The sequence below is a fragment of the Chitinophaga sp. genome (genome assembly GCF_039596135.1).
Taxonomy (GTDB): domain Bacteria; phylum Bacteroidota; class Bacteroidia; order Chitinophagales; family Chitinophagaceae; genus Chitinophaga.
Genome location: NZ_JBCNKH010000039.1, coordinates 19815 through 39926, shown reverse-complemented (window position 1 = coordinate 39926; position 20112 = coordinate 19815). Strand labels below are relative to the sequence as shown.

The 20112-nt window shown below is 45.8% G+C and carries 17 protein-coding genes; 16 read left to right on the top strand and 1 reads right to left on the bottom strand.

Annotated features, from left to right (window positions below):
- Nucleotide 1 precedes the first annotated feature (1 nt).
- The 14 genes from ABDW16_RS20670 (at nt 2) to ABDW16_RS20605 (ending at nt 17410) form a co-directional block, all read left to right on the top strand.
- Complete coding sequence (locus ABDW16_RS20670; protein WP_343672360.1) at nt 2-1573, top strand: RagB/SusD family nutrient uptake outer membrane protein; 1572 nt, start codon at nt 2-4, stop codon at nt 1571-1573.
- 17 nt (nt 1574-1590) lie between these two features.
- Nucleotides 1591-2652 carry a DUF5111 domain-containing protein gene (locus ABDW16_RS20665; RefSeq protein ID WP_343672358.1) on the top strand — a complete coding sequence of 354 codons (1062 nt, stop codon included), beginning with the start codon at nt 1591-1593 and terminating at the stop codon, nt 2650-2652.
- The gene (locus ABDW16_RS20660) at nt 2649-3662 is read left to right on the top strand and encodes a glycosyl hydrolase 53 family protein (RefSeq protein WP_343672357.1); all 1014 of its coding nucleotides are present in this window, start codon (nt 2649-2651) and stop codon (nt 3660-3662) included. Before ABDW16_RS20665 ends, ABDW16_RS20660 begins: the two co-directional genes overlap by 4 nt.
- 9 nt (nt 3663-3671) lie before the next feature.
- On the top strand, nt 3672-6107 hold the full coding sequence (locus ABDW16_RS20655) for a DUF4982 domain-containing protein (RefSeq protein WP_343672356.1): 2436 nt from the start codon (nt 3672-3674) through the stop codon (nt 6105-6107).
- A 251-nt stretch (nt 6108-6358) separates the two neighbouring features.
- A complete protein-coding gene (locus ABDW16_RS20650; RefSeq protein ID WP_343672354.1) occupies nt 6359-7192 on the top strand; it encodes a phosphoribosyltransferase family protein in 834 nt (277 codons plus the stop codon).
- 3 nt (nt 7193-7195) lie between these two features.
- Nucleotides 7196-7750, top strand: a complete 555-nt coding sequence (locus ABDW16_RS20645) for a TerD family protein (RefSeq protein ID WP_343672353.1) — start codon at nt 7196-7198, stop codon at nt 7748-7750.
- Between the two features lie 5 nt (nt 7751-7755).
- Nucleotides 7756-8370, top strand: coding sequence for a TerD family protein (locus ABDW16_RS20640; RefSeq protein ID WP_343672352.1), 615 nt, complete (start codon nt 7756-7758; stop codon nt 8368-8370).
- Nucleotides 8371-8387: 17 nt separating this feature from the next.
- A complete protein-coding gene (locus tag ABDW16_RS20635; protein WP_343672351.1) occupies nt 8388-9488 on the top strand; it encodes a toxic anion resistance protein in 1101 nt (366 codons plus the stop codon).
- 13 nt (nt 9489-9501) lie between these two features.
- The gene (locus tag ABDW16_RS20630; protein ID WP_343672350.1) at nt 9502-10464 is read left to right on the top strand and encodes a hypothetical protein; all 963 of its coding nucleotides are present in this window, start codon (nt 9502-9504) and stop codon (nt 10462-10464) included.
- Nucleotides 10465-10466: 2 nt separating this feature from the next.
- Nucleotides 10467-10958, top strand: a complete 492-nt coding sequence (locus ABDW16_RS20625) for a class I SAM-dependent methyltransferase (protein ID WP_343672348.1) — start codon at nt 10467-10469, stop codon at nt 10956-10958.
- A gap of 14 nt (nt 10959-10972) precedes the next feature.
- The gene (locus tag ABDW16_RS20620) at nt 10973-11878 is read left to right on the top strand and encodes an ADP-ribosylglycohydrolase family protein (protein WP_343672347.1); all 906 of its coding nucleotides are present in this window, start codon (nt 10973-10975) and stop codon (nt 11876-11878) included.
- 54 nt (nt 11879-11932) lie between these two features.
- Complete coding sequence (locus tag ABDW16_RS20615; protein WP_343672346.1) at nt 11933-13402, top strand: DUF3375 domain-containing protein; 1470 nt, start codon at nt 11933-11935, stop codon at nt 13400-13402.
- Between the two features lie 6 nt (nt 13403-13408).
- The gene (locus tag ABDW16_RS20610; protein WP_116853447.1) at nt 13409-14005 is read left to right on the top strand and encodes a DUF4194 domain-containing protein; all 597 of its coding nucleotides are present in this window, start codon (nt 13409-13411) and stop codon (nt 14003-14005) included.
- 18 nt (nt 14006-14023) lie between these two features.
- Entirely contained in the window at nt 14024-17410 is a 3387-nt protein-coding gene (locus ABDW16_RS20605) for an SbcC/MukB-like Walker B domain-containing protein (RefSeq protein ID WP_343672345.1), read from the top strand.
- 30 nt (nt 17411-17440) lie between these two features.
- On the opposite strand, the gene ABDW16_RS20600 is transcribed toward ABDW16_RS20605, so the two are convergent.
- The gene (locus tag ABDW16_RS20600) at nt 17441-18604 is read right to left on the bottom strand and encodes an iron-containing alcohol dehydrogenase (protein ID WP_343672344.1); all 1164 of its coding nucleotides are present in this window, start codon (nt 18602-18604) and stop codon (nt 17441-17443) included.
- A 182-nt stretch (nt 18605-18786) separates the two neighbouring features.
- On the opposite strand from ABDW16_RS20600, the gene ABDW16_RS20595 reads away from it, so the two are divergent.
- Together ABDW16_RS20595 and ABDW16_RS20590 are read left to right on the top strand one after the other, a co-directional pair.
- Nucleotides 18787-19746 (top strand): glycosyltransferase, encoded by a 960-nt coding sequence (locus ABDW16_RS20595; protein ID WP_343672343.1) that lies wholly within the window; start codon nt 18787-18789, stop codon nt 19744-19746.
- Between the two features lie 2 nt (nt 19747-19748).
- A complete protein-coding gene (locus ABDW16_RS20590) occupies nt 19749-20111 on the top strand; it encodes a hypothetical protein (RefSeq protein ID WP_343672342.1) in 363 nt (120 codons plus the stop codon).
- Nucleotide 20112 lies beyond the last annotated feature (1 nt).

Sequence of the window (20112 nt, the reverse complement as noted above, 5' to 3'; positions counted from 1 at the left end):
TATGAAAAAGATATTATCCTGCATATTACTGATCACCGTGTTAGCATCCTGTACCAAGGATCTGAACCAGGTACCCAGTGTAGAAGCAACGTCTGAATCTGTATACACCAGTCTTGCTAATTATAAATCCGTACTGGCCAAACTTTACTCCGCATTTGCAGTGGCAGGTATTGAAAAAGGAGATGGCAATGCCGATATGGCAAGTAGTACAGCATCCTGGGGATATTTAAGGGTATATTTCAACCTGCAGGAAATACCCACTGACGAAGTGGTATATACCTGGGCCGGTGGAGATAACCTCACGGATATACAATACATGACCTGGGGCGCGTCAGACACCTGGGTAAGTGCCATGTATTACCGCATATACTATACCGTGGCACTCTGTAATGAGTTCCTGAGAAATGCAACAGATGAAAAGATCGCTTCCTTTTCTGAATCAGATCAGGCCACGCTGAAAGTGTTCAGGGCAGAAGCCCGTTTTCTGCGTGCATTGGCCTATACACATGCGATGGACCTGTATGGCAATGTCCCCTTTGTAACGGAAACAGATAAAGTGGGTGCTTACACTCCACCCCGCATCAAGAGAGCTGACCTGTATGCCTATATCCAGTCTGAGTTGCAGGATATAGAAGAAGTACTGCCGGCACCACTGCAAAATGAATACGGCAGAGTGAGCAGAGCAGCAGCATGGACACTGCTGGCAAGGAACTACCTGAATGCCGCGGTATATACCGGTGCCGCAGATTACACTAACTGCCTCACCTATTGTAACAAAGTGATTGCCGGTGGTTATGCCCTGGAGTCTAACTATAAAAAACTGTTCAATGGTGATAATGACAAGCGTACGGCAAATGAGATCATCTTCCCTATTGAGGCAGATGTAGTCAATACTACTACCTGGGGCTCCACTACTTACCTGGTAAATGGTCCTATTGTAGGCACGATGAAAGCACCCGACTATGGCGTAGTATCAGGATGGGCCAGCATACGCACACTCAGGGAGTTTGTGAATCTGTTCCCGGATACAACCGGGCAAACTGATATACGTGGTGATTTCTGGACGGATGGCCAAACCCTCAATGTAGACGATCCATCATCTTCCAGCCAGGGCCTCTCTATCGTTAAGTTCACCAACCTGAATGATGATGGTAGTTATACAACAGATGGTGGGCTGGTAAATACTGACTTCCCCATGTTCCGCCTGGCAGATGTATACCTGATGTATGCAGAAGCAGTATTGAGAGGTGGTACCGGTGGTTCTATTGGTAGTGCGGTGAACTATGTAAACCTGATTCGTGAACGTGCCTATCAGAATACTTCAGGTGATGTTAACGCTTCTACTTTAACACTCGACTTCATTTTGGCAGAACGCGGCCGCGAACTGTTCTGGGAGTGTACCCGTCGTACAGACCTGATCCGCTTTGGCAAGTTCGCCGGTGGAGATTATTTATGGCAATGGAAAGGTGGTGTTGTGAACGGGCAGGCTGTTGATACAAAGTATAACCTGTACCCGATTCCATCAACTGATCTGGCTTCAAATCCTAATCTGGTTCAAAACACAGGCTACTAATCTCAAATACACGTTCCATGAAAAAAATAGTTTGCTATATACTGAGTATATTCCTTTTTGCCAGTTGTAAAAAGGAGGGGGCACAGCCAGTGCTTTCCGGTTTTGAAGATGCTACCCTGACTGCCACTGCCACACAATTGGCCTTGTCACAGTCTGCAAAAGATAGTGTTGTATTACAACTCGTGTGGGATGCAGGAAAATTAAGCGTCTCTAATGGCTATGCGGTAGAAGAGTCTCTTATATCAACTACCGTGCAGTATGCATTGGATGCAAATTTTAGCAGTATCAAAAAAGAAGTGGCAGTGACCGGTGCATCCATCTCTTATACCTCCGCTACATTGAATACTTTAGTACTTGGGTTTGGGTTGACGGCAGGTGAAAGTGGCACCGTGTACGTACGTGTAAAATCTACCCTGACTGCCAATACAGCTGCCAATTACAGCAATGTAATTGCGATCAGCATCACACCTTATGCAGCAGTGAGCGATGCCGCTTATTTATATATGGCGAGTACCGATCTCACCTCTTTTCCCTGGAAACTCTGTGCCAGGAATAAAGACGGAAAGTATGACGGGTTTGTAAAAGTAGACCAGTGGTACAATTTCCTGCTTACGAACGAAGAAAGTAACAGCGCTTCTGTAATCTACGGCAGCTATCCTGCAGATGGCAACCAATACGTTTTATCAGCTGGCAGCGATCACTGGAATTTGTGGACGTCTAATGGCGGCTACCTTTATATAGCAGCCAATACAAATACGCTCACGTGGAGTGAAACAGTAGTCACTTCGCTCAGCGTAGTGGGCGACTTTAATAGCTGGAGTACTACAGCCACACCTATGACGTACGATGCTGCCAACAAGGTATGGACAGCGAGTATCACTACTACTGCTGCAGAGCAATGGGGCATCAAAGTGCTGATCAATCAAAGCTGGAGCTGGTTCTTTGGCACTAGTGATGAAGAAGGGGTATGTACATTATATACTGCCGATGCAAATGGGTTTCCATATACAAAAGTAGGCACCTACACATTGAAGCTGGACCTGAGCGATCCACATAAATTTAAATATTCAGTAGAATGAGGAACATAAGGATATTAGTAGCGATACTGTTGCTGTTAGCATGCAATAAGGACGACGGCGCTACAACTACAGCAACAGATACTTCGGGATTTGCCAAAGGTGCAGACGTAAGCTGGATCACCGAGATGGAAGCATCCGGAAAGAAATTCTACAATGCTGCAGGCACAGAAATGGAAGGCATCCGGTTATTGCAAACGCTGGGTGCGAATGCAGTACGCCTGCGGGTGTGGGTCAATCCTTCAGATGGCTGGTGTAATAAAAATGATCTGCTGGTAAAAGCTTATCGTGCACATAGCCTGGGTATGCGTATCATGATCGATTTCCATTATAGCGATAGCTGGGCTGATCCTAGTCAGCAAACCAAACCAGCCGCATGGTCCGGCAAGAGTTTTGATGAATTGAAAACAGCGGTGGCTGATCATACCACAGCAGTGCTTTCCCTGTTAAAAGAGAAAGGCATTACACCTGAATGGGTACAGGTAGGGAACGAAACCGGCAATGGTATGCTGTGGGACGATGGAAAGGCAGCTACAAATATGGCCAATTACGCTGCACTGACCAATGCCGGTTATGATGCAGTGAAAGCGATCTTTCCGGCAGCTAAAGTGATTGTGCACCTGCAGAACGGAAATGATAATTCTTTGTTCAGATGGTTGTTTGATGGGTTGAAAGCCAATGGAGCAAAATGGGATGTAATCGGGATGTCCCTGTATCCTACTAAAGATAACTGGTCTGCATTGAATACAGCTTGTTACGAAAATATGCAGGATATGATATCCCGTTATGGTTCTGAGGTGATGATCTGCGAAGTGGGCATGGACCAGGAGCAGGCAGCAGCTACCAAAAGTTTCCTGGCTGACCTGATTACAAAATCAAAGTCCATTGCCAACAACAAAGTATTGGGTATATTTTACTGGGAACCAGAGGCATATGGTGCCTGGAAAAACTACACGATGGGCGCATTCGACGACTCAGGCAAACCCACTGAAGCCCTGGATGCATTTAAATAAACAGACGATATGATGATTAAACGATGGTGCCTGCTATTTGTGCTGATCTCAAATTGCATACAGGCACAGGACCGGCAGGAATTTTTGCTGCAAAAGAACTGGCAGTTTATCCAAAGCGATCCATCGGGGGCCATGGAGCAAACCTTTAACGATAAAGACTGGCAAACTGTGTCCGTACCTCATGACTGGGCAATATACGGTCCTTTTGATCGCAATAATGACCTGCAGAAAGTGGCAGTGAAGCAGAATGGAGAAACGGTTGCCAGCACGAAGACGGGTAGAACGGGTGGCTTGCCTTATACAGGTGTTGGGTGGTATCGTACCCATTTTGATGTACCTGCAGGCACTACCGTATCCCTGTTGTTTGATGGTGCGATGAGCGAAGCCCGGGTATATGTGAACGGAAAGGAAGCCTGTTTCTGGCCGAATGGATACAATTCTTTCTCTGTAGATGTGACGCCTTATTTAACGGCTGATGGACACAATAACCTGCTTGCTGTGAGATTAGAAAATAAGCCACAGTCTTCAAGATGGTATCCCGGAGCAGGTTTGTACAGGAATGTGCATGTGATAGCTACCCGTAAAGTGCATGTACCTGTATGGGGCACCTATATCACTACTCCCTACGTTTCCGACGCATATGCTGCTGTGAATCTTAAAATAACGATTGACAATGGGGGAGATGCAGATATTAAGATCATCACAGAAATACTCAATGCAAAAGGAGAGTCCGTTGCTAAAAAAGAGAATATCCAGAAAGTAACGCATGGTAAACCGTTTGAACAAAACTTTATTGTCAACGCGCCGGCATTATGGTCTCCCGAAGCGCCCAATTTGTATACAGCGAAGTCTGTTATCTATATAAATGGGGAGCAGGTAGATACTTATACCACCCGTTTTGGGATACGTGATATCCGGTTTGTGGCAGATAAAGGATTCTTTTTGAACGGGAAGCTACACAAGTTCCAGGGGGTGTGTAATCACCATGACCTTGGGCCGCTGGGGGCTGCTGTCAATGTAGCAGCATTGCGATATCAGCTCACACTCTTAAAAGAGATGGGATGTGATGCCATCAGGACATCGCATAATATGCCAGCTCCTGAACTGGTATCCCTGTGCGATGAAATGGGGTTTATGATGATGATAGAACCATTTGATGAATGGGACATTGCTAAGTGTGAAAACGGGTATCATCGCTTCTTTGCAGAATGGGCAGAGAAAGATATGGTCAATATGTTGCGTCATTACCGCAATGATCCGGCTGTGGTGATGTGGAGTATTGGGAATGAGGTGCCTACACAATGTAGTCCTGGTGGATACAAGGTGGCCTCCTTTCTGCAGGAGATCTGTCATCGGGAAGATCCTTCCAGACCCGTCACCTGTGGCATGGACCAGGTAAGCTGTGTACTGAACAATGGCTTTGCTGCTATGCTGGATATTCCGGGATTTAACTATAGGGTATACCGTTATAAAGAAGCCTATGCAAAGCTGCCGCAAAACCTGGTGTTGGGCACAGAAACTTCTTCCACAGTAAGTTCCCGGGGTGTATACAAGTTTCCTGTGGAGAAAAAAGCGGATGCGGTGTATACAGATCACCAGTCTTCAGCTTACGACTTTGAATATTGCTCCTGGTCAAACCTGCCGGACGAAGATCTGGCAATGGCGGAAGATAATGAGTGGTCTATAGGCCAGTTTGTATGGACAGGTTTTGACTATTTAGGGGAGCCTTCGCCTTATGATGTGGATGGCTGGCCTAATCATAGTTCTATGTTCGGCATTATAGACCTGGCATCTATTCCCAAAGATCGTTATTACCTGTACAGGAGTGTCTGGAATAAAAAAGTACCTACGCTGCATGTACTGCCACATTGGACCTGGCCGGGTCGTGAGGGGCAGGTAACGCCTGTATTTGCTTATAGCAGTTATCCTGCGGCCGAGTTATTCATTAATGGCAAAAGCTATGGCAGGCGGTTCAAAAATGATTCAACTACACAAAACCGCTACCGGTTAATGTGGATGAATGCCGTATACGAACCGGGCGAAATAAAGGTAGTCGCCTATGATGAAAATGGAAAAGCGGCAGCAGAAAAGGTGGTACGTACTGCAGGAAAACCACATCACATAGTGCTGGAGGCGAATAGAGATACGATAGCTGCTGATGGAAAGGACCTGGCATATATACGGGTAAAAATAACAGATAAGGAAGGGAATCTTTGCCCGGCAGATCAGCGGTTGGTCACCTTTACAGTGTCAGGCGCAGGTAGTTTTAAAGCAGTGGCCAATGGAGATCCTACTTCTCTTGAGTTATTTCATCTTCCCCGGATGCATGTTTTCAACGGGGAGTTGACCACCATTGTCCAGTCAAAAGAACAGGCAGGGGAGATCGTAGTGGAAGTGCAGGCCAAAGGGCTCACTTCCGGGAGGATCCTGCTCAAAAGTAAATAAATGTAAAAGGCGCCGGCATTGCCGGCGCCTTTATTTTAATATATAAGTAATTTGTTATAACCTCGTTTGACCCTTATTCCCCCCTTTGTATAAAAACTTCATCAAATATTTAACTTCCAAATCGACGGAACCCGGAAAATCTCGTTATTTTTAAAATATTGACAGAGGGACAAGAGCTAAATGGACCCAAAACCAGGCATTTTAAGATTGTATTGTATTCGACTTATGAACTAAAAAAGTTTGTTAAACTAATGACATTTACCTATTCATTACATAAGATCCACCATCCTGACAGCTTTGGTTTCTCTCCTGATGCCTATAGCCGCTTTAAATTTGGAGATGATGGGGTTGCGAAGGATTTTGGGATAGCCCTTGCCGAAGGATTTATCAGGAACTACCTGCATTATGTGCCTTTGGAAAAGCAACTGGTTGTTATTTCCAGCCCATATTCCTTCATTCCCACCGCTACATTTGCGATGAAGAATCACTTTGTATTCCGTCTTAACAGGTGGCTGGCGGAGGAGGGCTACCCGGTAGTACAGGAGGCCAAAGTACACCGTACCATCACCTACAAGGAAGATTATGGAGAGCTGAATGCAGCTGAGCGGCTTAACCTGATTAATAATGATTCTTTTCATATCGATAGGTCGTTCCTGGAAGGAAAAGCTGTAATTTTCCTGGATGATATCCGCATTACAGGCAGTCATGAAAAGATGATCCTGCGCATGGTAGAGGAATATGAGCTGAAGAACGACATTTACCTGCTATATTTCGCAGAGCTGGCCAATCCTTCAATTCATCCGAACATCGAAAATTATTTAAATTATCACCATGTGAAGTCTATCTTCGATCTTGAAAAGATTATACAGGGGGATAGTTTCCTGATCAATACGAGGATTGTAAAGTATATCCTCAATTATGATTACGAGTCGTTTTGTATCTTTTTACAAAATCAATCGGACAACTTTGTCAATTTGCTGTATAACATGGCCCTGGGCAACGGGTATCATACCATTGACGCTTACGCCCGCAACCTCGGCTTCATTAACAGGTTCATATATCCGACAAATAATATAAAAGCTTAGAAAATGGCAATTAACCTTCAAAAAGGACAGAGAGAGGCAATCAATGCGCCTAAGTTCACAATCGGGCTTGGTTGGGACACCAATAGCTCTTCCACGGGCTCCAGTTTTGACCTGGATGCATCAGTATTCATTCTCGGAGAAAATAAAAAGATCTTATCAGATTCTCATTTTGTATTCTATAACAACAAAAAATCCCCGGACAGTGCGGTAGAACATTCCGGCGATAACCTGACAGGTGAGGGTGCTGGCGATGATGAACAGATTAAGGTAGACCTGTCTAAAATAGATCCTAATGTAACCGAGCTTTCTGTGGTAGTGACCATTCATGAGGCAGAAGCAAGACGCCAGAACTTTGGCCAGGTAAGAAACAGTTATGTGCGCATTGTGGATGCTTCCAGCAACCAGGTACTGCTTAAGTACGAGCTGGAAGAAGACTTCTCTATCGAAACTGCCGTTGAGTTTGGCAGGATCTATAAGAGAAACAACGAATGGAAATTTGAAGCTGTAGGTGCCGGCATGAAAGGCGGTTTACAGGATTATCTGAATAAATATAACTAATCATCATGGCTATCAACTTACAGAAAGGACAACGCATTTCCCTCGAAAAAAGCAATGGCACCAAACTGGAAAGAGTATGTGTGGGTATCAACTGGGGAGCTATTGAAAAGAAAGGTTTATTCGGACTCGGCAAAACCAAAGAAGCCGTAGACCTGGATGGTAGCTGCGTATTATACAACGAAAACAAACAGGCCCTGGAAGTTGTCTATTTTGGTAACTTGCAATCTAAGGACAGGGCAGTAAAACATAGCGGTGACGACCTGACCGGGGATGTAAATGGTAACGACGGGCTGGATAATGAAGTGATCACACTGGATTTTTCCATCCTCAATCCTGCTGTAAACTATGTAGCTTTTGTACTCAACAGCTTCAGGGGACAGGATTTTGGTACCATCCCATTTGCATCTATCCGTATTTACGAAGGTACGCCCAGCCGGGTGACCGAAGTATTTGCCAAGTACGACATTGCGCACGATGCAGCCTTTGCCGGACACGTATCTATGGTCATGGGAGTATTCTACAAAAAGAATGGTGAATGGAAGTTCAATGCCATCGGGGAAGCTACCAAAGACAGAAAACTGCAGGAAACTGTTGATACAGTGACCCGCCAATACTTATAAGACTTAAACATTTGCTAATGGATATCAATGCAAATACAACAACTGATGTAGTCGTTGCCACCCCGCACATAGACAGGGAAGGCAATGTGGACCTCACCACCGTCACTTCGGACGAAAGCAAAAAGTTCGAGGAAGTCAGTAAGTCCCTCGTACCTGGTGATGTGAACGCCATCCTGAACTATGGAGCTGAAGTGGAGAAATCCATGGACAAGTACAGCAACGACTTCCTTACCTCTGTGCGTACTTTCAACTCCGGAGAAGTAGGGGGCCACATCAACGATCTGCTCACAGAACTGAACTATATAGATGTAGATGAACTGGAACAGGGCGGATTCAAGTCTTTTATGTCCAAAATACCTTTCTTCAAGAAGCTGGTAGTGGATGTGAAAGCAATGTTCCAGAAGTACGATACCGTGATTGCCAATGTGGACAAGATCACCAACAAGATCAAAGCGGGTCGTATCAACTCCCTGAAGGATAACACAGCGTTGCAGACGATGTTCGACAACAATGTGAACTACATCAAGCAGATGGAAGAACTGATCATCTCCGGTCAGTACAAATACAACCAGCTGAGTATTAAGCTGGCTGAAATGGAAGGCAACCCGACTGCATACCAGGATTACGAAATCTCTGACATGCGTGAGTTCCTGCACCGCCTGGACAAGCGACTGGCCGATATGAAGATTGTACGCTTCATCATGATGCAGTCCCTGGCACAGATCAGGGTTGTGCAAAATAACAATACTGCCATTGCTGAAAAAGCGCAGTCCATCGTATCTACCACCATCCCGGTGTGGAAGAACCAGCTGACCATTGCCGTTGCCCTGCAAAGGCAAAAGGCGAATGTGGAAATGCAGAAGAAAGTAGCAGATACGACCAATACCATCCTGCAGAAGAATGCGGACATGCTGAAACAAAACAGTATTGAAGTAGCCAGGCAGAATGAAAGTACCGTGGTATCTATCGATACGCTGAAGCGGACTACTTCTTCCCTGATCGAAACACTGAATGAAGTGAAACGTATTCACGATCAGGGTGCAGAAAACAGAAAACAACTGAATACCGAATTGCAGTCACTTGAAACAGAGCTGAGAAAGAATGTAACCAACGTATAAGGAACGCTAGAAAATGGAGGAGAACCGGGCCATCATATTAAGTGAGTCACAAAGAACGATCAGCAAGCTACAGCTGCTCTCAGTCTTTTTCGAAGATGAAATAATCTATAAGATTTACCTGCGTACACAGGTGATCCATAAATTATTTGAGAACAATGCGGACCTGGATATCAATAAACTGGAACTCTTTCATGTTCAATATTCGTTGACCATTATCGAACTACTCAGGAAAATCAAAAGTGCCAACGAGCGGAATGTACTCATTCTTCATGATGAGATACAGCTGAACAGAGACCTTATTGACAAGCTGAATAGCAACGTATTTACAGAAGCAAGTTATAACCTGGAAAAGCAGCGACAGGCGCTGAAAGTAAACCAGTCCCTGCGTCGGCTTTTCCAGTTATTATCAGAAGAGAAAGATGAGTCGCCTTTCTCGAAAAATATCAATGCCTTTAGTGCCCGTTTTGCGGCAGATTTCTTCTTCGATGTTCCCTTCGACCTGGTAGAAAAACTCACAGACTATAATCCTGCAGAGGTATATCGCAATGCATATGCTACCATCCACAGAAGGCTGATGGGCATTCTGAATAAGGTGGAGTTCAAAAGCGAGTTCTATTGCGGATTGACGGCGGGTAGCCTCATACTGGAAGTATATAGCATTACAGGAGTAGATAAGTACTTTGTGTTTGTACCATCGCGTAGTTTATTTCTCTTCCTCGATCTGGCAGATCTGTCAGGAATTGATCTGCACAACAATATCTCCAAAAAAGCGAAGATCATTCAGGAAATAGCGGATAAAAATGACCAGCTGCAAAGCACTGCCAGTGTGGTGAAAACGCAGATTCCTCCGGATATTAAAAGGTTGATATCGGATTATCATAATAAGATTGATGATGTGAATTTTCTGCAGAACCTCAGTGATGTGGATATAGAGGCGAACATCCTCAAAGCCATGTTGAATACAGATAGTCTTTAATCATGCAATTATCAGAAGCCATTCAGTTTATACAATGCGATGTATTGCAGCATGCGCCTGTGAGTAAATGGGCAGATCTGGGATGCGGCAGTGGCTTATTTTCTACTGCACTTGCGCATTACCTGCCAGCAGGTAGTACTATCTACGCAGTGGATCGTAAACCGGCTTCGAAGATACCGGGGCATGGAGTGCAGGTATTGGAGCTTGATTTTGTGTTTGATCCGTTTCCTTTTGGTGCTTTGGATGGTATATTGATGGCCAATTCATTGCATTATGTAAAGGATAAAGCTGCATTTTTACAAAAGCTGAAAAGATATAGTTCAACTTTGTTAGTGATTGAGTACGATATAGAAAAACCGGTGCCAACATGGGTGCCTTATCCGGTTAGTTACAGCAAACTGTCAACCCATTTTCCTGACAGGCAGATTAAAAAATTGAGAGAACGACCGTCTGCTTTTGGGCAGGGGAATATGTATGCTGCATTGATTTATTAGTATCTTTATACCCTATGACCATAGCCGAAAAACTACGCCTTGCCAGCATCTCTCTATTTGGTCTCTCAATTGGAGACGCCTTTGGAGAAACCTTCTTTGGCAATGAAGATCTCATTACGAAGCGACTAATTAACAGGGAATTAAAATCGAGTTCCTGGAACTTCACCGACGATACCGTTATGGCTATCGGCATCTACAATATGCTCGCACAGGGAGGAAAGGTAGACCAGGCAAAGCTTGCAGCTGAATTTGCCAGAAATTATAATTTAGACAATTACCGTGGTTACGGTGGTACCGCTCATGCTATTCTACGTGCAATAGGGGAGGGCGAAGACTGGAAAACTGTGAGCAGCAATGCCTTTGACGGCATGGGTTCCATGGGCAATGGTGCTGCCATGCGTGCCGCTCCTCTGGGCGCTTACTTTCACGATGATGTCTATACACTTGTGGCACAGGCCCGCCTTTCGGCGGAAGTTACTCATTATAACGAAGAAGCCATTGCCGGCGCGATTGCCGTAGCCCTGGCTGCCAGTATCGTGATTCAGCAACCAGGTATTGCCCCTGCCGATTTTTTCAATTTTATTATTCAGCACACGCCAGCCAGCGATACCCGGTCCAAAATTCAAAAAGCAGCCACATTACCAGCCAATTACGACCTCCGTACCATCGTTTCCATATTGGGTAGCGGGGCGAAAATGCTCGCCCAGGATACGGTGCCTTTTGCCCTCTGGTGTGCAGCCCACCATTTGCATGATTTTGAGGCCGCCATCTGGACTACTGTAAATGGCCTTGGCGACCGGGATACCACCTGTGCCATCGTGGGGGGCATCGTTGCCTTATCAGCTGGTACTGAACACATTCCGCAGGAATGGATCAACCATACAGAAGATTATAAATCAACTCTTTTTTTCAACAGGTAATGGGGGTAACTCCTTCTTTGTTCACTCCTTTTTTTTCTACAATTTGCACCCTCTATGAACAAAGACGATTTATTCTGGCTCATTTCCTCTTCACCTGCTATCCAGATGCTGCGCCTGCGCAACACACATTGGATATTGCCATTCCTGTACAGCGTGTTCAAGGAAGAGAACCGTTTCTCTATCCCTGAGTCCCAGCTGGTACAAATGCTGGCCGAAACGCTCAGCTTACAGGAAGACGGCGTGGAAGACCTGGAAGAAGCAAGGATCAACTTTGGTGAAGACGAAGAAACACGCAGCCGAAAATATATACTCAACTGGGTACAGAAACGCATCCTGCAGGATCTGCCGGATGCCGAAGGCAATACCCGCTACCAGCTGAGCGCTTATACTGAAAAAGTATTCCAGTGGATGCAAACCCTGCAGCTACGCCAGCACGTAGGTACAGAAAGCCGCTTCAAACTCCTCTTCAACTCTCTCCGCGATATCGTGGAGAACACCGAAGATGACAGGGGAAAGAAACTGGAAATACTCAAGAATAAGCGCGCTGAAATCGATAAAGAAATCAAGGCACTGGAACTAGGTATTACTCCGGACAGGTACAACAATGCCCAGGTACAGGAACGACTGGAACTCTTTACCCGCCTCTGTTATGAACTGATCAGCGACTTCCGCGAGGTAGAAGATAACTTCAAACAGATTCACCGCACGATCGTGGAGCAACATACCCGCGCTGAACAAAGCAAAGGTGCCATCATCGGTTTTGCATTCGAAGCCTACGACTCCCTGCGCAACAGTAACCAGGGTAAGAGCTTCTACGCCTTCTGGGACTTCCTCATCTCCCGCGCCGGCCAGGAAGAATGGCGGGAACTCACCGAACAGCTCCTGCACCTGGTAGATGAAAGAGGCATACAGGCAGACGAATCCTTCCTCACCAACATCAAATCCCTGCTGTTGGAACAAGGAAAGAACGTATATGATGCCAACGATAAGATGGCGGAAAAACTAAGCCGTATCATCTCTGAAAAAGAGATAGCACGCCACCGCCGCCTGCGCAAGCAGATCAACAGCATCAAAGAACTGGTGTTCGGTTTCAAAGAAGAAGAAGTGGATGTAGAAGCCGGCATCAGCATTGACGACAGTGCTGAAATCAGGATGATCCTGGAGCGTAAGCTGACCCTGGAACAAAAGAAAACCATCACAGAAGTAAAGCAACCAGGTACGGCTACTGAGAAAATAGAGGATATGACACGTTTCAGCCGCCTGCTCAATACTTCTCATATCAACAAAAAATACCTGTGGACAAAAGTAGAAAGCGTGCTGAAAGACAAGCAGACCGCTACGCTCAAAGAAGTACTGGAAGCTTCACCGCTGGAATATGGCCTTGCTGAAATCATCAGCTATTACGACTTTGTCAGGGAAAAAGGGGGCAAAGCATACACCGTACAGAATACCACAGAACTGATACCGCTCAATGCAGAGCAAACCCGGTTTTTGGAAGTACCTTATCTCTTATTCGGAAAATAAACAAGTATGAGTACACCTGTCAAAATATTACCCTACGCTTCCTTAGTAGTCAAGTTGCTCAAAGGACCCGTAGAATACGTAGAAAAAAGTGCCTGGGAGAAACTGTTGCAATACAAGGTGGAACTGATCATCTTCCTGCAGCAACTGGGCCTCACCCTGGTACTGGATGAACAGGATGGCTATGCATTTGTAAAGCATGCCATGTCTGAAGACGAAGAAGCCTATGTGAGCTGGGTACAGCGCCGCTCATTCTCTTACGAAGAAAGCATTATGCTGGTGCTGCTACGCGAGATGATGGCCGAATTTGAAATCAGCGATTCCTCTTCCCGTGAGCTGATCAAGAAGAGAAGAGAGATCAAGGAATATGCAGAACTGTTCTTCAAAGAAGGCGCCAGCCGTATCCGCTTCCTGAAAGATATAGACCGCCTGATCGACAAAGTGGAGGAAAACGGCTTCCTGCAAAAAATAGAAAACCACGACCTGATCGATGAACAGAAGTTTCGCATCAGGAAAATCATCAAAGCGAAAGTAGACAGCGAAGCGCTGGAGCAATTCCAGCAACAACTGCTCGCTCACCAGGAAACCCCTGTGGAGGCGGAGTAAGCAAAACCAACTCATCCAATGCAATTAAACGTATTTAGTACAGATAGTCAAAAGACCGGCTTCCGCCTGCAATATATGGAAGTGTTCAACTGGGGAACCTTTGATGAACACATTCATACCATCAAGCCAGAAGGGGAGACCAGTTTGCTCACCGGTGCCAATGGTAGTGGTAAGACCACTTTCATCGATGCCCTACTCACCCTGATGGTGCCGGAAAAAAAATATCGCTTTTACAACCAGAGTAGTGGTAGTGAAAAGAAAGGCGACCGTACCGAAGACTCCTATGTAATGGGAGGCTATGGTATGGTGAACAACGAGGCCACAGGCGTGACCAAAACCCTGTACCTGCGCGAGAACAAAGATGAAGCCTACAGCATTCTGCTGGCCAACTTTGCCAACGAAGCAGAACAGTTCGTGACCATCTTCCAGGTACGTTACTTTGTGAATGGCGACATGCGCAAGATCTTTGGCGTGGCGCACAGGGCTATGCACATTGCAGACGATTTCCGTCCCTTCGACCTGGGCGGCCAGTGGAAAAAACGGATCGATCAATTGTACAACAAAGGTGCGCGTAAACAGGTAGAATGGTTCGACGCCGCCAGCAAATATGCACAGCGACTGGTAGACGCCCTGGGTATGCAGAGTATACAGGCATTACAGCTCTTTAACCAGACCGTAGGTATCAAAGTGTTGGGTAACCTGGACGATTTTATCCGGACCAACATGCTGGAACCACGTAACATGGAAGAGCAGTTTCAGGAACTGAAAAAACACCTGACTACCCTGCTCGATGCACAACGCAACATCGAAAAGGCAGAAGAACAGATCCGCATGCTGGAACCAATCAAGGAACACCATGCGAATTTTGCCAACTATGCAGCAAAGATCTCCGGCTATAAACAGGACCTGAATACCGCCACCATCTGGAACAGCTTTACCCGCAGCCAGTTGCTGGGCCAGGTCTTGCAGGAAAAACGTCAGGAAGTAACCACCCTGCTCCGCAAGATCGAAACATCCAAAACGCAGATGAATGAGTTGCTGGAACAGGAGCGTACTACCCGCAATATGCTGGAACAGAACAAAGCTGGTCAGCGCCTGCAACAGCTGGAAAAGACGATCGAAGAACTGCGCCAGAAGAAAGTAGCTGCAGAAGCGAACCTGCAGGAGTTCATGACCTGGTGCGAAACATTGCACATCAAGGATAATGAAATCAATGACGAAGCTACCTATACACGCCTGCTGAAAGAAGCCGGCCGTGCAGCGCTGAAACTGGAAACAGAGCAGCGTCTGAATGAAGAAGATGAGTACAGTGCCAAGCGGGTAAAGGAAAAAGCCGATAGCGAAAAAGATAGCCTGGAAAAGGAAATAGAACTCCTGCACCAATCTAAAAACAACATCCCTTCTCACCTGATTCAATTGCGCAAAGACATGTGCAATTACCTGAAGATAGATGAAGGTGAGATCCTCTTTGCCGGTGAACTGATCCAGGTAAAACCAGAAGAACTGCACTGGCAACCAGCTATCGAGAAGCTGCTGCACTCCTTTGCATTGCGCCTGCTGGTGCCTGACAAACATTACAAGAAGGTGACCAGTTATGTGAACAACAATAACATGCGTACCCGCCTGGTATACTACCAGATCAAGGAATCAGCACTCAACCTGTACCCGGATGAAAACACCGTTTATGAAAAGCTGGATTTCCATCCTGATCACAAGCTCACCGAATGGGTAGAGCAGCAAATCATCCAGCATTTCAACTACACCTGTGTAGAAAACGAAAAGCTTCTGCAGCGCTATGATATGGCCATCACCATCGAAGGGCTGATCAAGAACCGGGACCGCCATGAAAAGGATGACCGCTCCAACAGGAACGATGAGTCCCGCTATGTGATGGGCTGGAACAATGACAGGAAAAAAGAAGCGCTGATCATTAAGCGTAATAAGCTGAATGAAGCCATCACATCGAGTACCGAAATACTGCAAACCTGCAAAACCCGCTCTGCGCGCCTGCAAAAGCAATTCTATGCTGCCGGCCGCTTAAAGGAGCACAAAGGTTTTGAAGAGCTGAACATTCCTAAGATCCAGAAAAACATTCATAAAGCAGAAGAACAGATTGCTTCCATGCGTGATGAAAACATGGAACTGGATGCGCTGACAGAACAACTGCAGGATATAGAAAGGCAAAAGCAGGAAGTACAGGAAACCCAGGCTACCCTAATCAGGAACGAAGCACTGGAGCAACGTACTATTTCCGATATGGAAACAGAGCAGGAAACCCTGCAACACCTGTTACAACACATCACGGATGCAGACAAGGACCAACTGTTGCAATTCCAGCAGCAGCATAGCCAGGAACTGAGTGAGGTAACGCTGGATAATATCGGCAGCATCTACAAATCGCTGCGTGATAGCAAGGAGCAAAACCTGAAGCAGGCAGAAGATGCCAGTCATAAAGAAGAGGTATTGCTGAACCGCAGTATCAATCGTCTTAAAAACCCTTCTCCTGAATTATTACAGCGTTTCCCTGATTGGAGTGCAGATGTTCACGCGATGTCAGAAGAGGCGAAAAATGCGGGTGAATACATCGAATGGCTGGATAAACTGAGCAACGATAACCTGCCCCGTTTTAAAAAGGATTTTGAAAGCTATATCAACGTCACCATCACTTACAAGATCGGGGGCCTGAACGAAGAGATGGAGAAGTGGGAGCGTGATATCTCCAATACCATCCAGAAGCTGAATCAATCTCTGAGCGGCATCAACTTCAACCGCCTGCCGGATACTTACATACAGCTGGTAAAGCGGCCTGTACCAACAGGTACGGAAGTAAGGGAATTCAAAAGCCGCTTACTCGATGCCCTGCCACAGGCGGCTAACTGGCAACAAAGCACCTTCGAAGAAAAGGCCACGCACTTCCGTGAAAGAGTGATGCCACTGATCACCGCACTGGATGAAAGTGAAACCTACCGTAGCAGGGTAATGGATGCCCGTAACTGGTTTGAGTTCTGGGCAGATGAAAGGTATCGCAATACCAACGAGTCCAAGAAAATTTACCGCCAGATGGGACAACTGTCAGGAGGTGAAAAAGCACAGCTCACTTACACTATTCTGTGTAGCGCCATTGCTTACCAGTTTGGTATCACGAGGGAAGGCAAGAATACCCGCAGCCTCCGTTTCATTGCAGTAGATGAGAGCTTCAGTAACCAGGATGAGGAAAAGGCAACTTACCTTATGGAGCTCTGTAAGCAGCTGCACTTACAATTACTGGTGGTGACACCAAGTGATAAGATCTCAGTAGTACAACAGTTTATTGCGCATGTGCACCTGGTACAAAGGGTGAATAACAGGCACAGTGTACTCTACAATATGACAGTAAAAGAATTGCAGGATAAGATCTCTGCTTAATTAATACAGGGGCCGCTGTGATGGCGGCCCTCAATAACTCATTTCCACGATCTTTTCCACATCGGCAGGTGTCAGTGTTTTCCTTTCCCCCAGCCCATACCAGCCTCTTTCAATAAACCGGCGGGAAATCTGCTGGGCAGCGCCTTCAAAATCAGGGGTATAAGCAGATAAATGTGTAGCGATGTTCAGAGAGTGAAAAAACGCTTCAGTACGATCGATAGCCGCATAGGCTTTTTCGCGTATACTACCGGCTGTGATGTTCCATACCCGTGCCGCATATTGGGCCAGTTTTTCCTGTTTAGAATGGATATTATACCTGTAATGAGAGGGCATGATCACAGCTAATGTTCTGGCATGATCTATTCCATACATGGCAGTCAATTCATGCCCCATAGAATGCACTGCCCAGTCTGCAGGAACTCCTTTTTGAATCAGGCCGTTCAGGGCCATGGTGCAGCACCACATGTAATTGGCCGCCGTATTGTAGTCCGCCGGATTTTCAATAATCCGGGGTGCGATTTCAATCAATGTCTGTAGAATGCTCTCGCAAAATCTATCCTGTAGCAGGGCGCCGGTAGGATAGGTCATGTATTGTTCCAGCACATGTGTAAAGGCATCCGTGATCCCATTCGCTATTTGCCGGACAGGAATGGAAGCAATGAACTCCGGGTCCATAATTGAAAACTGTGGAAAGAGGGCCGGGCCATGACCCATGGGCAATTTTTCCTGTGTTGCAGCCCTGTTGATCACCGCGCCTGAATTCATTTCAGAACCGGTAGCCGGCATGGTAAGTACAGTGCCAAATGGAATACCATGTTCTACCCTGATTCTATAGGTAAGCATATCCCATAGATTATCTCCTTCGTACTTAGCTGCTGCTGCCAGAAATTTTGCACCATCTATGACAGAGCCACCACCTACAGCCAGTATAAAATTGATCTTTTCTTTCCTGATAATGTCCAGCGCCTGTAACAGCACTTCGTATTCGGGATTGGCATGGATGCCGCCAAATTCGAAAAGGTGATATTCCTTTAAGTGACTTTTAACCTGTTCGTAAATACCATTTTGTTTGATACTGCTTACACCATACACCATCAGTAATCTTACACCAGCAGGAATCTCGTTGGGGAGTTGAGAAAGTTGTCCTTTCCCAAAATGGATCTTCGTAGGATTTTTAAATTCGAAATTTAACATGGGGTTGGTTATTGAGCAGGATAAATGTAGCAGATTATCAACTTGACAAAGGCAACTATTGCAAAATGAATGAAAAAGGATGAGTTATATTAATTTGAATATTAATACATAATAAAGTTGCCATAGTCAAGGAATAAAAAATGGGATTCGTTTGCCCTATATTGCAGCAAATTCAAATATCAGTGATCATATCCGTCGGCATCTGCACCTACAACAGTGAGAAATACCTTCCGGAACAACTGGAAACCATCATTCACCAGACGCTGCGCGTGAATGAAATAGTGGTAGTCGACGACGCTTCCTCAGATCAGACTATCCGGATCTTGAATGATTATGCCAGTCGTTATCCTGATCTTTTCCGCATTATTCGTAATGAAAAGAACAAAGGGGCGCGTAAGAATTTTGAGTGTGTACTGGCAGAGAGCAAAGGAGATATCATCTTTCTGAGTGATCATGATGATTGCTGGTTGCCAGAGAAAGTAGCAACGGTGGTCTCATATTTTAATAATCATCCGGAGAACAAGGTGGTCTTTACCAATGCTGTTTTCATGGATGAAAACAGTGCTCCTTTACCATCTACCTTATGGGATGTGGTTGGCTTCACTGCCGAAGTAAGGGCATATGCACAAACAAAAGATGATCTGCTGCGCTACCTGTTGAAACACGGTCGTATTGTAACCGGGGCAACACTTGCGCTCAAAAAAGAGAGCCTGCCACAGATCCTGCCATTCCGTCTTATGCACAAGATCTGGCATGATGCGTGGATTGCACTGGTCGCCGCCAATGCAAAGATGCTGGGATATATAGAAGCGCCATTGATCCGCTATCGTGTGCATAGTAAGCAACAGGTAGGGTGGGGGTATATGCAAAAAATTAACAGTATTATAGCAGGCAATAATCCTGTGCCGGCACTGCAATTGAAAGAGTTGAAAGGTGAGGCCGGTAATGATGAGCTGGTACAGCTCATTCATTTAAGAAGAAAAAGAGTTAGATTGGTCAATCGTCTTTCGCGCTATATAAAGGTAGATCCTGTGATCAGAACGGAAATACTACAGGAACGTAAGGCATCGGAACAAGCATTCTCCCGTGCAAAATCTTTGCCGGTGAGATTGCTGGAATCATTCAGGAAAATGTTTAAATAGTTATGATCAGGGCGTACAAGTTATACACAGGCAACGACGGCCATTCTTATGTACAGGTGGGTACTGTGTCGAATCTGCAGGTAAATCCTGCTGCATCAATTATGTTCAACGAAACACCGGCGCATAGTTTTTACGACTGGCACCCGGCGCCAACTACACAATATGTAATCACCCTTACCGGAACATTGTTGTTTGAAACCGGTCCGGGTGAGACCTTCACACTTCAACCCGGAGATATACTCATTGCGATGGATACCACTGGCAGTGGCCATAAGTGGCAACTAATAGATGATCAGCCATGGAAGAGAGTATATGTCGCTTTTACTGACGAGTCAGAAATCAACTTTGTACCAGACGCAGTCTGAT

Excerpts from the sequence above, each read along its gene's own strand:
- ABDW16_RS20670 (WP_343672360.1), top strand. The coding sequence starts at position 2 with ATGAAAAAGATATTATCCTGCATATTACTGATCACCGTGTTAGCATCC.
- ABDW16_RS20665 (WP_343672358.1), top strand. The coding sequence starts at position 1,591 with ATGAAAAAAATAGTTTGCTATATACTGAGTATATTCCTTTTTGCCAGT.
- ABDW16_RS20660 (WP_343672357.1), top strand. The coding sequence starts at position 2,649 with ATGAGGAACATAAGGATATTAGTAGCGATACTGTTGCTGTTAGCATGC.
- ABDW16_RS20655 (WP_343672356.1), top strand. The coding sequence starts at position 3,672 with ATGATGATTAAACGATGGTGCCTGCTATTTGTGCTGATCTCAAATTGC.
- ABDW16_RS20650 (WP_343672354.1), top strand. The coding sequence starts at position 6,359 with ATGACATTTACCTATTCATTACATAAGATCCACCATCCTGACAGCTTT.
- ABDW16_RS20645 (WP_343672353.1), top strand. The coding sequence starts at position 7,196 with ATGGCAATTAACCTTCAAAAAGGACAGAGAGAGGCAATCAATGCGCCT.
- ABDW16_RS20640 (WP_343672352.1), top strand. The coding sequence starts at position 7,756 with ATGGCTATCAACTTACAGAAAGGACAACGCATTTCCCTCGAAAAAAGC.
- ABDW16_RS20635 (WP_343672351.1), top strand. The coding sequence starts at position 8,388 with ATGGATATCAATGCAAATACAACAACTGATGTAGTCGTTGCCACCCCG.
- ABDW16_RS20630 (WP_343672350.1), top strand. The coding sequence starts at position 9,502 with ATGGAGGAGAACCGGGCCATCATATTAAGTGAGTCACAAAGAACGATC.
- ABDW16_RS20625 (WP_343672348.1), top strand. The coding sequence starts at position 10,467 with ATGCAATTATCAGAAGCCATTCAGTTTATACAATGCGATGTATTGCAG.
- ABDW16_RS20620 (WP_343672347.1), top strand. The coding sequence starts at position 10,973 with ATGACCATAGCCGAAAAACTACGCCTTGCCAGCATCTCTCTATTTGGT.
- ABDW16_RS20615 (WP_343672346.1), top strand. The coding sequence starts at position 11,933 with ATGAACAAAGACGATTTATTCTGGCTCATTTCCTCTTCACCTGCTATC.
- ABDW16_RS20610 (WP_116853447.1), top strand. The coding sequence starts at position 13,409 with ATGAGTACACCTGTCAAAATATTACCCTACGCTTCCTTAGTAGTCAAG.
- ABDW16_RS20605 (WP_343672345.1), top strand. The coding sequence starts at position 14,024 with ATGCAATTAAACGTATTTAGTACAGATAGTCAAAAGACCGGCTTCCGC.
- ABDW16_RS20600 (WP_343672344.1), bottom strand. The coding sequence starts at position 18,604 with ATGTTAAATTTCGAATTTAAAAATCCTACGAAGATCCATTTTGGGAAA.
- ABDW16_RS20590 (WP_343672342.1), top strand. The coding sequence starts at position 19,749 with ATGATCAGGGCGTACAAGTTATACACAGGCAACGACGGCCATTCTTAT.